The 14,641-nt window shown below is 40.0% G+C and carries 14 protein-coding genes; all 14 read right to left on the bottom strand.

Annotation, left to right across the window (positions count from 1 at the left end; genetic code table 11):
• Window positions 1–10: 10 nt before the first annotated feature.
• Window positions 11–697, bottom strand: coding sequence for a fructose-6-phosphate aldolase (locus A6754_RS03260; RefSeq protein ID WP_066442490.1), 687 nt, complete (start codon window positions 695–697; stop codon window positions 11–13).
• A gap of 17 nt (window positions 698–714) precedes the next feature.
• Window positions 715–1,392, bottom strand: coding sequence for a D-allulose 6-phosphate 3-epimerase (gene alsE / locus A6754_RS03255; RefSeq protein WP_066442489.1), 678 nt, complete (start codon window positions 1,390–1,392; stop codon window positions 715–717).
• Window positions 1,393–1,423: 31 nt separating this feature from the next.
• Window positions 1,424–1,990 (bottom strand): 6-phospho-3-hexuloisomerase, encoded by a 567-nt coding sequence (hxlB, locus tag A6754_RS03250; RefSeq protein ID WP_066442488.1) that lies wholly within the window; start codon window positions 1,988–1,990, stop codon window positions 1,424–1,426.
• A 14-nt stretch (window positions 1,991–2,004) separates the two neighbouring features.
• Entirely contained in the window at window positions 2,005–2,631 is a 627-nt protein-coding gene (gene hxlA, locus A6754_RS03245; RefSeq protein WP_066442487.1) for a 3-hexulose-6-phosphate synthase, read from the bottom strand.
• Window positions 2,632–2,687: 56 nt separating this feature from the next.
• Window positions 2,688–3,359, bottom strand: coding sequence for a ribulose-phosphate 3-epimerase (gene rpe / locus A6754_RS03240; protein ID WP_066442486.1), 672 nt, complete (start codon window positions 3,357–3,359; stop codon window positions 2,688–2,690).
• Window positions 3,360–3,378: 19 nt separating this feature from the next.
• Window positions 3,379–4,317 (bottom strand): PfkB family carbohydrate kinase, encoded by a 939-nt coding sequence (locus tag A6754_RS03235; RefSeq protein WP_082851593.1) that lies wholly within the window; start codon window positions 4,315–4,317, stop codon window positions 3,379–3,381.
• A 16-nt stretch (window positions 4,318–4,333) separates the two neighbouring features.
• On the bottom strand, window positions 4,334–5,386 hold the full coding sequence (locus tag A6754_RS03230) for an ABC transporter permease (protein ID WP_066442485.1): 1,053 nt from the start codon (window positions 5,384–5,386) through the stop codon (window positions 4,334–4,336).
• Window positions 5,387–6,424 (bottom strand): ABC transporter permease, encoded by a 1,038-nt coding sequence (locus A6754_RS03225; RefSeq protein ID WP_066442484.1) that lies wholly within the window; start codon window positions 6,422–6,424, stop codon window positions 5,387–5,389.
• Window positions 6,425–6,442: 18 nt separating this feature from the next.
• Window positions 6,443–7,921, bottom strand: a complete 1,479-nt coding sequence (locus tag A6754_RS03220; protein WP_066442483.1) for a sugar ABC transporter ATP-binding protein — start codon at window positions 7,919–7,921, stop codon at window positions 6,443–6,445.
• A 137-nt stretch (window positions 7,922–8,058) separates the two neighbouring features.
• Window positions 8,059–9,141: an autoinducer 2 ABC transporter substrate-binding protein gene (locus tag A6754_RS03215; RefSeq protein WP_066442482.1), complete on the bottom strand. Its 1,083-nt coding sequence runs from the start codon at window positions 9,139–9,141 to the stop codon at window positions 8,059–8,061.
• Between the two features lie 72 nt (window positions 9,142–9,213).
• On the bottom strand, window positions 9,214–9,771 hold the full coding sequence (gene hxlB / locus A6754_RS03210) for a 6-phospho-3-hexuloisomerase (RefSeq protein WP_066442481.1): 558 nt from the start codon (window positions 9,769–9,771) through the stop codon (window positions 9,214–9,216).
• Between the two features lie 200 nt (window positions 9,772–9,971).
• Window positions 9,972–11,633: a helix-turn-helix domain-containing protein gene (locus A6754_RS03205; RefSeq protein ID WP_066442480.1), complete on the bottom strand. Its 1,662-nt coding sequence runs from the start codon at window positions 11,631–11,633 to the stop codon at window positions 9,972–9,974.
• Entirely contained in the window at window positions 11,620–13,491 is a 1,872-nt protein-coding gene (locus tag A6754_RS03200; RefSeq protein WP_156495675.1) for a sensor histidine kinase, read from the bottom strand. The genes A6754_RS03205 and A6754_RS03200 overlap by 14 nt, the downstream gene beginning before the upstream one ends.
• A complete protein-coding gene (locus A6754_RS03195; RefSeq protein ID WP_066442478.1) occupies window positions 13,451–14,482 on the bottom strand; it encodes an autoinducer 2 ABC transporter substrate-binding protein in 1,032 nt (343 codons plus the stop codon). Before A6754_RS03195 ends, A6754_RS03200 begins: the two co-directional genes overlap by 41 nt.
• Window positions 14,483–14,641: the final 159 nt, after the last annotated feature.

Genomic DNA, 14,641 nt, shown 5'->3' with positions numbered 1-14,641 from the left:
ACACTCCTCTCTAGTCCAGCAAATTCAGAAAAGTATTTCCCTGTCCGTAAACTGCTTCCCAGTCCTTTTTGAAGTCACTTACTGCTGTTTCAATAAATGGTAGTTTAAGAGAATCTCCGAGAAGCATAGGGTCAACAGTTGCACAATGCGCTCCACAGTTAAACGCTTTCATAACTTGCCCGATATTTTTAAAACTGGCCGCCAATATCTTCGTCTGATAGCCGCCCTTTTCGATTCTGTCAGCAAAATGGCTAATTACATTTTCAGCATTTATATTTGTATTTTCCATTCGATTGTAATACGGTGCAAGATAGTCTGCGCCCGCCATGATCGCGTAGTCCCCTTGTGCCATAGTATAGATCGCAGTTGCTGTTATTTTAAACTGATCTTGTTTTAACTGTTTAATCGCTTTTAATCCCTCTTCATTGATTGGAATTTTAATATAAACTTCTTTGTTCAGTTTTTCCGTTATTTTATTGGCTTCCTCGATCATTTTTTCGGACGTCCTTGCTGTTAATTGAATATGCAGAGAGCGTTCCTCGCCAATAATGCTCTGAATCTCCTTAAAATGTTGAACCAGGTCACGTTTGCCTTCCTTTTTCAGAATGCTGGGATTAGAAGTAATTCCAACATAGGGAAAGATTCCGTTAAAATAGCGGATGTTATCTAGATTGGCTGTATCAAACATCAATTCCATTGGAAATACCCCCATTTCTATCGCTGAGTTGCTTCAGCAAAGTTTTGGTGCATTTTTTCACAGGCTAGTTCAATATTTTCGTCCAAATTGAATAACCCGGAGGATCCGAGAACATATACATCGGCACCCGCTCTGTTTAACTCTTTAAAGGTGCTTTTGTTTACTGCTCCATCTACTTGTATCTTGTATTTATAGCCTTTTTCTTCTCTTAATTTTGCTGCTTCTTTTATTTTTCCGATCATCTCATGAATGAATGGCTGTCCGGGAAAACCGGGATCCACCGTCATAATGGTTAATAAGTCGACTCTTCCTAAATAGGATTCGATATACTGAAGTGGGGTTGCCGGGTTAAGAACAATGCCGATCTTACAGCCAGCCTGCTGAATCATATTCAGGATCCGGAAAGCATGATGATTAATGGTTTCCGCCTGCGGAGAAATATAGGCTGCCCCGGCATTTGCACAAACCTCAATCCAATCTTCAGGATTTGTTGTTGCTAAATGTACATCCATCGGTTTTGTCACTACTTTTCTGAAAGCCTTCATGAGATCAGGTGAAAGAGAGAGATTCTTGCTGTAGTGGCCATCAATAATATCGATATGGTAATAATCCACAGCATTGTTTAATACCTTTAACTGATTTTCCACCTGTAAAAAATCCATACACATAAGAGATGCGGAGAACGCTGGCTGCATCATATCCCTCTTTTCAAAAGCACTCATAGTTCTATTCTAAATTGGCATGATATTGCCATAAGTCTTCGATTTCACTGTTTCCTTCTTCGAGCAGCATCATGGCTGTTATATCTCCAAACAGCAATAAGGTTTGTTCAAATAAGGATGTCATCGGTTGAAGAGACTGAATTTCGTCCGCTCTTTTCAACTTGCTGGCAACAGGGATTCGGACAAATAATTCTGTACATTCCGTCATGCTACTTTCCGGGTTGCTTCCGATATGGATAACGGTCGCCCCGATTTGTTTGGCTTTTTTCGCAATGGCTACAGGAAATAAGGTGTTGCCGCTCCCTGATCCAACAATCAAAACATCTTTATCTGTCATGGCGGGCTCTGTAATATCACCGACCACCACAGCATGAATGCCGAGATGTGCATATCGTTTACAGATGGCCTTTAAGGAAAGAAGGACGCGACCTACTCCGACAAAAAATACTTTTTCCGCGTTTTTCAATAGTTCGATATAATCCGAGACAATAACGGGGTCAACCGCCTGTAAAGCTTTTGTACATTCGCCCAGCACAATATTACACTTATCGTAGTAAACAGAGTGATTCATAAATATCCCCTCCTTTATCCCCGTAATAAATCTTTGATTTGTTTTGCTGCTTGTGATTTATTTTCCTGACCTGTTATACCATTTCCGACAATGATAATTTCGGGGCTGTATTCCAGCACCCTATGAACAGATTCCTTATTAAGTCCGCCGGCAATGGCACATCGCTCCGAACCCACACTGTCTTGAACCTTAGCCAACGAAGCGAACGGGCTTTGTGTACCTTGAACATCATGTGCCGTATGGACACAAATATAATCAACACCAAGTTCGACCAATTCTTTTGCCCGCTCTTCTAAATTGACCACACACATCATATCGGCTAACACTTTTCCATTCGCTTTTCTGGCAGATCTGACCGCACCTTGAATCGTTTCATTATGGGTAATGCCCATTACAGATACAATGGATGCTCCCGCATTAAAAGCAATATCCGCTTCAAACTCCCCGGCATCCATAATTTTTAGATCAGCAATAATCCTCTTGTCAGGGTATTGCTCTGACACTTTTTGAACCGGCTCCATTCCGTAGTGCATAATCATTGGTGTACCGATTTCAACGATGTCTATGAAGCTTTCCACTTCCCTTACTATTTGCAATGCCTCTTCTGTATTACATGTATCTAATGCCAGCTGCAGCTTCATAACTTACCTCCTTTGTTTCACTATACTTTTTAAAAAATGCATTTCCCTAATTAAAATTAAGATCTTATGATCTCCCGAAACCTCTTACAATTCTCCACAATCGAGTTCTCTTTACTAAACACGCTTGATGAGCCGCCTACATAAATATCTGCACCTTTTTCATACATGAGCTTGGCATGATCAAAGCTCACATTGCCATCAACCTCTATTTCAATTTCCGAGTAACCCTTTTCGTTCAAAAGTGCTCTCAATTTTTCAATTTTATCTAGCATGCTTGGAATTAGCTTCTGGCCAGCAAACCCTGGGTTAACGGTCATGATTAACACCATATCCAGATCAGGAAGCAAGTTCTCAATAACACCAATAGGTGTGCCCGGATTCAGCGCTAAGCCTACTTTCACGCCTAAATCTTTGATCATTCCAATCGCACGATGAATGTGGATAGTAGATTCGTAATGAATACATACAATATCCCCGGCTGTCAGCATATCCAAATATTGAAGACTTTCTTCTGGCTGATTAATCATCAGATGAACATCCAGAGGAATGTCTGTAATCCTTTTTATCGACTTGATAAAATCGAAGCTCAGTGTAATATTCGGCACAAAGTGGTTATCCATAATATCAACGTGTAAATAATCGACCCCTGCTTCTTCAAGCAGTTTTATATCTCTTTCAACATTCAAAAGATCCACACACATGAGTGAAGGTGCTATTTTGCCCACCATTTGGTTTCCTCCCATTCTATTAATCTGTAATGAGTTGGTTTTGTAAAAATTTCTCCACTTCTTCTGCTGTTGGAATCGAGATCTGTGCTCCTTTTCGTGTTACACAAAAAGCGGCTGCCGCGGACGCATACTGAATCGCCTCATCAAGACTTTCTCCCAGACAGATTTTGTTCACTAATGCAGCATTGAATGTATCGCCTGCACCTGTGGAATCAATGGCGTTCACTTTATAAGCCGGATACATTCTGGCCGTTTTCCCATCATATAAAAAAGCACCGCGGCTTCCCATTTTCAAAATGACATACTGAGGATTTGCTCTTTCATATAATTGTTTTGCTGCTTCCATTGCATCTGCCTCATTTTCGACAGCTATGCCTGTCAAAGCTTCTGTTTCCGCTTCATTTGGTGAAATGATATAAATTCCTTTTAGTCGATCCAATGAAATGTTCATAGCCGGACCGGCATCTAAAAATACAGGAATATTGCGTTCACTTGCTAGTTCATACGTTCTATAGACTGTTTCTAACGGCATCTCCAACTGCATAAGGGCCATGTCAAAACTCATCTCGCTGAGTGCTTTTTCAACGTCCTCGGGACTCAGTTTGTTATTTGCGCCAAGCGATACATATGAGAAATATCGCCCAAGGTCATCAACCATAATGGTCGCTAAACCTGTTTGATCATTCTTGTCTGCTACAACATAGCCGGTGTGAATTCCGACTCTTTCTAGCTCTGTAATAAGGGAATGACCATTATGATCATTGCCGACTCTGCCAACCATCGTGACATTCGCTCCCTGCAGGGCGGCCGCATAGGCCTGATTCGCACCTTTGCCGCCAGTTGCATATTTGTAAGCTTCACAGCCTACGGACTCTCCAAATTGAGAAATCCTCGGAATGCCATACAAATTTAAATCCATATTCATGCTTCCAACTACTAAAATATTAGGTTGCTTCAAGTGGATATCCCCCCAGCTATTGCGATGTCAGCCGCATTAATTTAGCTTCGCTTTTCTTATTTAATACATGGTTAACAATCAGTACTAGAATAAGAGCAATTCCCCAAATCATATCGCGATAGAAGTTACTAATCTCCGGAAACATATTTAAGTAGGATGACATAAGCTGGACGGTAATAGTAGCTAAGAAGATACCTAATATCTTACCTGCACCGCCATCTGGGTTAATTCCTCCTAATACAGCGATCAGAATGGTCAGCATGACAAAGCTTGAACCAAAGTCTGCTTTTGCCGAGTTAATGCGCGCAAGGCTTAATAATCCAGCAGATGCTGCAATAACGCCCGACAGCATATAGGCTCTAATGATAATCTGATTATTTTTTATGCCTGCAAATTTAGATGCCTTTTCATTTGTGCCTAACAAATATAATTTCAAGCCATATTTCGTTTTACCAATGTAATAGGCAACAATGGCAACAATTACGATATAAACGATGAAGGACATAGTGAAGATTCCAAATACATTTGTACGGCCGATTATCGCAAATGGCTCCGGCAGTCCGCTTACGATGCTTCCCCCTGTCACAATAATGGCGATTCCCATATACAGCTGCATCGTTCCCAGTGTTGCCAGCATCGCAGGAATACGCAATTTTGCAATTAAAAAACCGTTAAACAGACCACAAACAATTCCTGTTAATAACCCTAGTAAAATACCAAGTACAATAAAGAAGATTTGTTCAGGACCTGACACTGCTACAGCAAACTTCTGCATAAACAAACCTGCAACAATGGCACTGAGGTTGGCGATATACACAACGGAAAGATCAATTCCGCCTGCAATCATGGCAATTCCTACGCCAATCGCCATCAGTCCATATTCCACCATCTGCTTTTCCATCGAAAGAAAGTTAGCGACCGACAAAAAGGTACTCGGCTTGGTGATACTCGCGATGATGAAGATGGTCAGCATGATGATTAATAAACGCAGGATATTGCCATCCATTTTGATAAAAGAAAGTCTGGTTTTTGGAGCAGCTGGTTCATTTGTCTTTAGCGCAGTCTTCATTTAGGCCACCTCCACCTTTTTCCGCTTACTTCTTCTGAACCCTTTTAATTCGGCAATCTGGATCACAGATATGGCTGTACCGACGATGATGATGGCTCCAATAATGAATTTTTGCCAATAGATCGGAACACCAACGAGAATTAAACTATTTGTTACGATCGTTAAGAGCAATGTCCCTAATACGCATCCTGTCAGGGTGCCCACACCGCCCATTAATCGAGTACCACCGAGAATAACTGCAGCAATGACGATCATTTCCATGCCTGCAAATTCAGTCGGCAGGAAATACGTCGATTCAACGGAATAACATACACCAGCAATGGCTGCCAAACCGCCGTTTACCGTAAATACACCAAAGCGGATTTTCTTTACATTAAAACCTGCTCTTTCGGCTGAGGTTTCATCTCCGCCTACTGCAAATACTCCGCGTCCAGCCATCGTAAAGTTAAGGAATAAGTAAGTCAGAATATACAAACCGATGGCAATTAAGAAGGTCATCGGCAGAGAAGATCCTAAGCCTGTTTCTGCATTCGTTACTTTAATGAGTGATTGCTGGCCAAATTCGATCATAGATTCCGGAAGCTTAATACGGCCTGCTTCAAAAACACCAAGGAGGATGCCGCTGAAAATCGAGGTCGTTCCCAGGGTCACAATCAAACTTGGAAAGTTATATTTAGCAATAATAAAACCATTAATGGCACCCATGACGAGCCCGCAGGCAATGGCAACTAAAAATACGACAATAATGGATCCGGAATAGCCTGTTACCATCACGAATTGTGTTGCTAAATACCCGCTTAAGGCAGCGATCAACGGAAAGGAAACATCTGGCCCAGTACTGATGAAACCTAAGTAGGCACAGATGGCATAAATCAGCGGAACTGTCATCGAACGCAACAAATCCACGATGTTATTATTCGTAAAGAAAAGTCCTGACTTCGCCTGAATAAAAAGGCTCAGCAGCAAAATGATGATGAAAACATAAAACTCAGGACGCACAGCCAGCTTTTTAAATGACTTTGCTGTTAATAGATTCATCCTTCACACCCCTATCTTTTAAACATAGTTCGCTAAAGTCTTTACATTCAGATCTTCTTCTTTCACTTCAGCTGTAATTTGACCCTTTTGCATCACAAGCACGCGGTCACAAGTATTCACGATTTCAGTTGCATCATCTGATTCGATGATAATGCCCATCCCTGCACTCGCAAGCTTACGCAATAGATTGTGAATATCATATTTAGCACCGATATCGACCCCAACAGTTGGTCCATTTAGTATCAAAACCTTTGGGTTGGAAGCAATCCATCTGGCCAAAAGAACCTTCTGCTGATTTCCGCCCGAAAGAGTTGATACTGGAAACTCATCATTCTTTGTAGCAACCCCAATATCCCGAACCCATTTGGCAGATTCATCATCCAGCAGCTCACTGTTGACGACTCCAAGCTTGTTCGATAATTCATCTAATCTGGTAATCGCAATATTTCTTTTGATGGACTGTGGCAGGAACAACCCCTCTGTTAGTCGATCCTCCGGCACAAGCGCAATGCCTAACTCCTGTGCTTTTGTCGGATTAGGAATATTTACTTTCTGATCTTCTATTAATATCTCACCTTCATCTGGTCTTAATAGGCCAAATAGCGCAAGTGATAACTCCGTCCGTCCAGATCCAAGCTGACCGGTAATCCCTAGAATCTCGCCTTTTCTTAATGTAAAACTCACATCATTAAAGCCTCGTGCAGATAATTGTTTAGTCTCCAGGACTGTTTCACCCAGGTTCCTCTTCTTGCCTTCTGTCACCTCTGCAAAATGGCGCCCTGTCATATGAAAACTAAACTTCTTCTCATCCATCTCTGATACAGGACAAGAAATAACATTCTCTCCGTTTCGGAAAATGGTAACCGTATCACATATCTCAAAAACCTCTTCCAATTTGTGTGATACAAAAAGAATCGTTACACCTTCATCTTTCAGTTTGTTAATGATTTCAAACATTCTTTTTACTTCTTTTTTAGTTAATGCGGTTGTGGGCTCATCCATAATAATTAACTTCGCATTATCCAAAAGGGCTCTTGAAATGGCGATTAACTGCTTATCTGCAACTGGCAGCGTTTCTACTAAAGCATCCAGATCCACATCAAAGTTAATTTTCTTGATGGCCTCCTCAGCAATTCTTCTAAACTCTTTCCTGTTCACGAACTTCTTTTTACTTGCCAGCACTTTATTAAAAGCCAGGTTTTCAATGACAGTAAGATTAGGAAAAACAGAAAAATCCTGGTAGATGATTTGAATGCCTTGTTTAATCGATTCTGACGGGGTCATGTGGTCCACTTTTACTCCATTTACTTCAATCTCTCCGCCATCCGGCTTATGCACACCAGATATCACCTTAATAATGGTCGATTTACCGCAGCCATTTTCGCCGGCTAAACAATGCACTTCGCCTTTTTTAATCTGCAGTTCTACCCCTTTTAAGGCATGGACTCCTCCAAAATATTTATGTATTCCTTTAACAGAGATCATATTTTCAGACAATGTAATCCCTCCTCGAATCTGAGCTTGAATATTTTTATAAAATTTAATGAATGAAAGAAATACCGCATCACTGTCCTCTATTAGAATTTTGCGATACGGTATTCCATAGTTTTCAATTAGGTTAATGCCAGAAAATTTTAGAAATCGTAATCATCAATATTGCTATCATCCAGTTTCAGTGGAGCATTACCAACTAGCATTTTATTTGTTCCTTCTATAACCTGAATACTTTCATATCCATCAATTCCCAGGTCAGTGCCTTCAGCAACTTCTTCACCAGCTAAGATCTTAGCTGCGACTGAAACCATCGCATAACCGGCAGCAGCAGGATCCCATAGCTGAAGCTCATTGATAGTTCCAGCTTTGATATAATCAGAGAATTCGTTAGGAGTACCTACCCCAACAATGCTTACTTTTCCAGATAGCCCCAGCTCTTGAACCGCGTTTGCGATTCCCGGGCTATCCGTTGACGCTACTCCTGTAAACCCTTTCAAATCTGGGTATGCTTTTAAAAGCTCTTTCGCTTTTTCATAGGCTACGTCTACACTTTCTTCTGATTCAGCACTCGGCACTTCTCCGCCATTGATTAATTCCATATTGGGATAGGATTCTTCCTGGCGTGCTTTTTGAGCTTCAGCATATTCCATGTGCGTTGTACTTGTCGTGTAGCCAACCATCATGGCATATTTCCCTTCTTCACCCATTGCAGCTGCAAGTGAATCCATCATGCTTGCACCAAAATCTTCTGATGTAAAGGCTTCGATATCAAACAATGTGTTCTTTTGGTTCGATGCTTCATGTGTTACTACTGCAATCCCTTGTGATAAAGCATTCTGCAAAGAAGCTTCGATTGCACCAGGATCGATTGGCACTACTGCAAGAGCATCTACACCTTGAGCGATTAAATCTTCAATTACTTGTACTTGTGAAGCAGCATCAGCATTTGCTGGTCCTTTTTGAATCACATTGATATTCATTTCTTCGCCAAACTCATTTACGCCAACTTCCATTCGCTTGAACCATGCCGCCGTATTATCTTTTGTAACAACACCAATTGTCCACTCAGATTGCTCTTTGTCAGACTTATAGCTTGCAGGATTCAGAAGGTTTTCATTTGCCGCTCCGCCTGATCCTGAATCACCTGATCCGCCGCTTTCTGTCGAACAAGCTGCCAGAAATAAACTCATAATCACAAATAATGCAAAATACTTTCTCTTCACCCTTAACCCCTCCTGATACTTGGTTTATATATGAATTCAGCTGTGAAAAAACAAAACAGCTGCCCGTGAAGGCTATTCAAGATTGGCATGATTGCCAAACATCTGATCCGAATGAGCTGATTTATATTCCATAAGCTCGAGTATTAAAATATCCAGACAGATCAATAAGGATTGTTCAAAAAGTGTGCCCATTGGCTGAATCGATGTGACCTCACTCGTCTTTTCTGATTTAGGTGTAGGACTCGAAATCTGAATGACTTCATCAGCCATTTCACCTAAAGTAGAGTCCACAAAAGATGTTAGCGTTATCATTTTTAAGCCAATCTTTTTGGCTTTTTGCGCATATGTAATCAGACTGCCCGTCTCCCCAGAACCAGTACCCACCATGAGTAGATCTCCTTCGCTCGCTCCTGGTGTGGTAGCGTTTCCAATTACATGTACTTCAAACCCTAAATGCATCAGCCTCATCGCAAATGCTTCCATCATAAAACCGGATCGGCCGACCCCTTTGACATAAATCCGAGGTGCTTTAACAATACACTGAAGAACTGCCTTCAATTCATCATCTTTGATGCTTCTGATAACAGTAGCCAGCTCAGCTGCAACTGCCTCCAATTTGCCTGTTCCCATTTCACCCTCTCCTTCCGCTTCAGAGCTTTATCTGCTTTCGATACTTACACTATATAAGCCGCAGAGTTTATTTTGTAGGAGATAAACGTCAGATTGGGAGGTCATTCTTCGGGAGTGAAAAAAACCTTGCCGATCGGCAAGGTTTCAATAAAAAAAGGATGATTCAAAGGCTGGGTACTCCCTTCAAATCATCCTTACTATTAGATAATCTCCTTCATCGTGGAGATGCGTTTAAAAAATGCTTCACGGTATTGTGATGGTGTATTGCCATGCCACTTTTTGAATAGTTTGCTGAAATATTTCGTATCATGATATCCGACTGCATCTGAAATATCATAGATCTTCAGATCAGGAATCTCCAGCAATTCCTTCGCCTTTTCAAGACGCTTTTGTGTTACATAATCCAATACGGTGATTCCTGTATTATTCTTAAAATATTCACAGAAATAAGTAGGATTCATATAAACCAGATCTGCAATTCTTTTAACCGTAATATTTTCTCCAAGATGCTCATCAATCCACTTTTTAACCTGCTGGATGGAATCAGGCTGCTTATTCGATAATGATTGAATTTTATTCATCATGCCAATAATCCAGCATGCTGTTTCTTCTTTAAGGTGATCAAAACTTGTGGCATATTTCATCATATTCATTGCTTCTGTGAGAATATAAGGTTCTACACAGTACCCGTCCTTATCCATCCACAAGTTTGTAATTTTAATAAATAAATAGTGAAGCGCTTCTTCCACCAAGCTAGGTGAAGAGAGATGATCCAGTTCATCAAAAAATGTCTGCAATGCTTCGTCAGCTTTTTTGTTATTCTCCTGCTCGATCCAGTGCATAATTTGCTGGGCGCGTATATAAATAGATGGAGGTATTCCTTTTGAGCTTTTTTCTAACTCATTTTTTATTAAGTCTGATCTGAAGATATGATTTCCGCCCTGGATGATGCGAAATTGTAATAGGGACAGCAATTTATTTTTATTGCTCAATAGTTGCCTTATATCCTCAAACTCATTTCCCACTGCTATTGAAACAGTATATGGTGTATAAATATTTATATTTTCCTGCACAATGTTCAATACTTGATAAGCTGTTTCCGAGAAAGAAAAATCACTTTCTTTGCTATTTTCATTGAGCAACAGCCAGTAATTATACTTGCCATTATGCCACCACCATCTTCGCACTTGATCATCCTGCAGTTGATGCATTAACGTTTCTTCAATTATATTTTCAATCGCAAAATTCCACACATCATATTCCCTTGATTGTAACTGTTTATTTTTCGCTTCAGCTTGGTCCACACTTATATAAGCTAATCTATATTTTCCATTCGGAAACTCATTATCCCAATTCAGCATCGAGACATCGGTATGATCCATCCACGTCATCTCACTTAATAATTGCACCTGCTTCGTATAGGTGACGAGTGATGCCTTTTTATATACAACTTCCAGTTCATGCTGCTCTTTTCTTTTGTTCATGATTTTCTCTTTTACCTTATCTAATTCAGAACGGAATTGCTTTCGGTCAATGGGCTTTAAGATATAATTCACAGCACCTTCACGAATGGCACTCTGCAAGTATTGAAAATCATCAAAACCGCTAATAAAAAAAGCAAAGAAAGAATGTGATTTCTTTAATTCTCTGATAAAAGATAACCCATCCATTTCAGGCATTTTCACGTCCGTAATCACAAGGTCTACATGAATGTGATTATTGATAATATTTTCATAGGCTTCTCTTCCATCTGAATAAGTTCCAACAATTTCCCATTCCTCGCCAAATGACTTTACTAAACGTTCAATTCCCCGGCGAATCCGTGCCTCATCATCAACAACAATGGTTCTAATGTTTTGCATCTCCGTATACCTCCCCGCTATCCGAATACTCCGCAACCTCACGTTGCTCCACTACCTTTGTACGTATCATCACTTCTGTCCCATTTCCCTCGGTACTATTTATACTGACACCATATGGATCACCAAACATGGTTACAAGTCTTGCGTGAACATTGGTAATGCCAAATCCAGAATCACGCTTAATCATCGGTTCAGATTGCAGCAGTTTTCGAATTCGAGTCAATTCTTCATGACTCATTCCTGGTCCATTATCCCTTATTACATAGACAATACCTTCTTCATTATGATGAATAGATTCCTTCCTAACACTCAGCTCAATGGTCAATTCTCTGCGTTTCTCTAATCCATACTTTATGGCGTTTTCCACAATAGGCTGCAGGATAAATTTAGGTGTATAATACCTCTCACTATCGATAGTTTCGTTAATTTGAAAAGACAGGCGCTCTTCAAACCGAAATGTCTGCAGACTTAAATAGTCTCGGATATGGGCAACCTCTTTTGTAATGGGAATAATTCGTTCTTTATTGCTTAAAGAAAAGCGCAGCATTCTTCCTAAGATGGTTACCATATCAACCACAACCTCTGAATCTCCATCCTCAACGGCCATACCGATCGTCTCTAAGGTGTTGTACATAAAATGGGGATTGATTTGGGACTGCAGCGCATAAAGCTCCGCATTCTTCTGCCGGATCTCTTTTTCATAGTTCTTCTGAATCAGTTCTCTTACTTGTGTGATCATCGAATCAAAGCTTTGCGCTAAGTAGCCTACTTCATCATGAGAGTTAATGGGAATCTGAACCTGAAAGTTTCCCTTTTCAACCTCTTTCATCAAGTTTCCCAAGGTCTTTATAGGCCGTACTACTGTTAATGCTAAATATATGGAGATTAAGGTAGCGACTAGAACGAGAATGATAAACATAACAATAATCACATTTGTTACAATATCGGTTCTCTCCGTTAAAAATTTCGTCTCAATACTGTGAGCAAGAATCCAGCCCATATTGGCTGATTCATCTACGCTGGTTAATGTGTTATCACCGTAGTCGGTATGAAAACTCCCACTCAAAGTTGGAAATCCTTTAATCTCATTATATGTTTGTCCAATTCTATCTATATCGGTATGGTAAATAATCCTGCCTTCGCTGTTCATCAGCCAAATATCCGCTTTATCTTCATGATCCAAGTTTGCAAATACCCGCTCTATAAAAGCAGTTTCAACCGCAAATACTAAAGTTCCAATCGTCCTGCGATTATCAACATCAATGATGTCTTTTTTTAATAAAAAATAGGGTGTATTGTCCTGAAAAACTAAATTACTTTGATAGGGAAGCAGGATCTCCATATCCCCTTGGAACATGATCCCGTCCTGTTCGTTTATATTTTCAATATCGAATCCTTTGTAAGACGTACGAGAATGTTCAAATATATGATGATTTGAGACTAAAAAAACACCTAAAATTTCATTGCTGTTATTGCCCAAAAAGGTTCTTGAAAAGAAACTTCGAATAATATAGCTGTCTCTATTTAACTCTGCCTGACTTTCATAATTTTCTTTTCTAAGAATGCCCATTACATTATCTGAGTTGTAAATCAAGTCAGGAAGTGAGGCTAACTCTTTGAAATTATTTTCGATGTTCTCATTCGACTGATGCAATAATCTAGGAATATATTCGCCGATCTGCTCCTCAATAGACTCCGTATACTGCACATACGCAATGGATCCTAAAAATGCCATTGGCAATACAGTAAGCAATATGTAAGTAATGAGCAGTTTGGTGGATAAGTGAAAATTTTTAAATTTAAAATGGCTAAATCGTTTAAAAGTCATATTGATCGATATTTTCCTTTGTAAAGTCAATTGGAAGCCCCATAATAATCATCTCTTCATTCACCTTTATTGTGCCTACATCTGGAATAACCTGCCCATCATATGGAAGGATATCTTCACACAGGTCCTTGGCTAAGCTAACCGTTAAATAGCCAAGTTTTTGAGGACTCCATAAGGTATTCACCTGCACGGTTCCATCTTTAATATCCTCTTTAATTAAATTGGGTGTTGTTGTTCCGATGATCACAATTTCCCCTTTTTTATTCAGCGTTTTTACTGCTTCTGCTGCAGCGGGAGGATTAAGCGTTGAAATAGCAAGGATCCCTGCTAAATCGGGGTATTTTTCGATCATCTGAACGGACGAGTTGTAAGCCTTTTCATAATTTTCATCAGTCGCAATCGTTTCTAATAGATGCAGGTTAGGGTAATACTCTTCATTCTGAACCTTTATCCATTTAATCCAGTCATTTAAATTGGCTGATGTTTCGGATCCTGTCAGGATGATATAATTTCCTGACTCATTTGTTCTCAAAGCTAATGAATCCATAAGATGCCTCCCCAAAATTTCAGGATCCAGCATATTAATATAGAACTCTCTAAATTCAGGATTGGTATCTGAATCCCATGTAATCACCCGAATGCCCTTTTCCTTTGCTTTTTGTAAGACAGGACCAAGCTTTTCGGGATCATTTGCTGAAATGGCCAGCACATCCACTTCACTCAAAATCATTTCCTCAATGATCTTTTCCTGCCCTTCCCAGGTAGCATCCACAGGCGCCTCGATCATGACCTCTATCCCCAAGTCATCTGCCGCTTCCTGCACCCCTTCCCGTACAGCATGATAATAGGAAATTCCACTAATTTTTGAAACAATTCCGATTGTATAAGACCCGTGCTGCTCCTTTTCCTGTTCTTCTTCTAACAGTTTATTATCACTACTATAGATGACCTCAAATTGCTGCTTCCCACTGCAGCCAGCACTAATCATAACTACAAGAACAGTGATAAAAATCCTTAACATATTGACCCTCCTTACTATTTCTAATTTACAACTGTTATGGAAGTATAAAAATTTAGGTACAAATACTCTTTTTATATACTTATATGGTAAACGTTTTCAAAATATTAATCTTAACCCTATAGTATAACAATCTCTTTACAATGAACAGATTATTTGGAA

Origin of the sequence: Cytobacillus gottheilii, assembly GCF_001636345.1 — a bacterium.
Classification (GTDB): domain Bacteria; phylum Bacillota; class Bacilli; order Bacillales; family Cytobacillaceae; genus Cytobacillus; species Cytobacillus gottheilii.
Note: the sequence above shows the minus strand (reverse complement) of the source record. Positions and strands in the feature narration are given on the sequence as shown.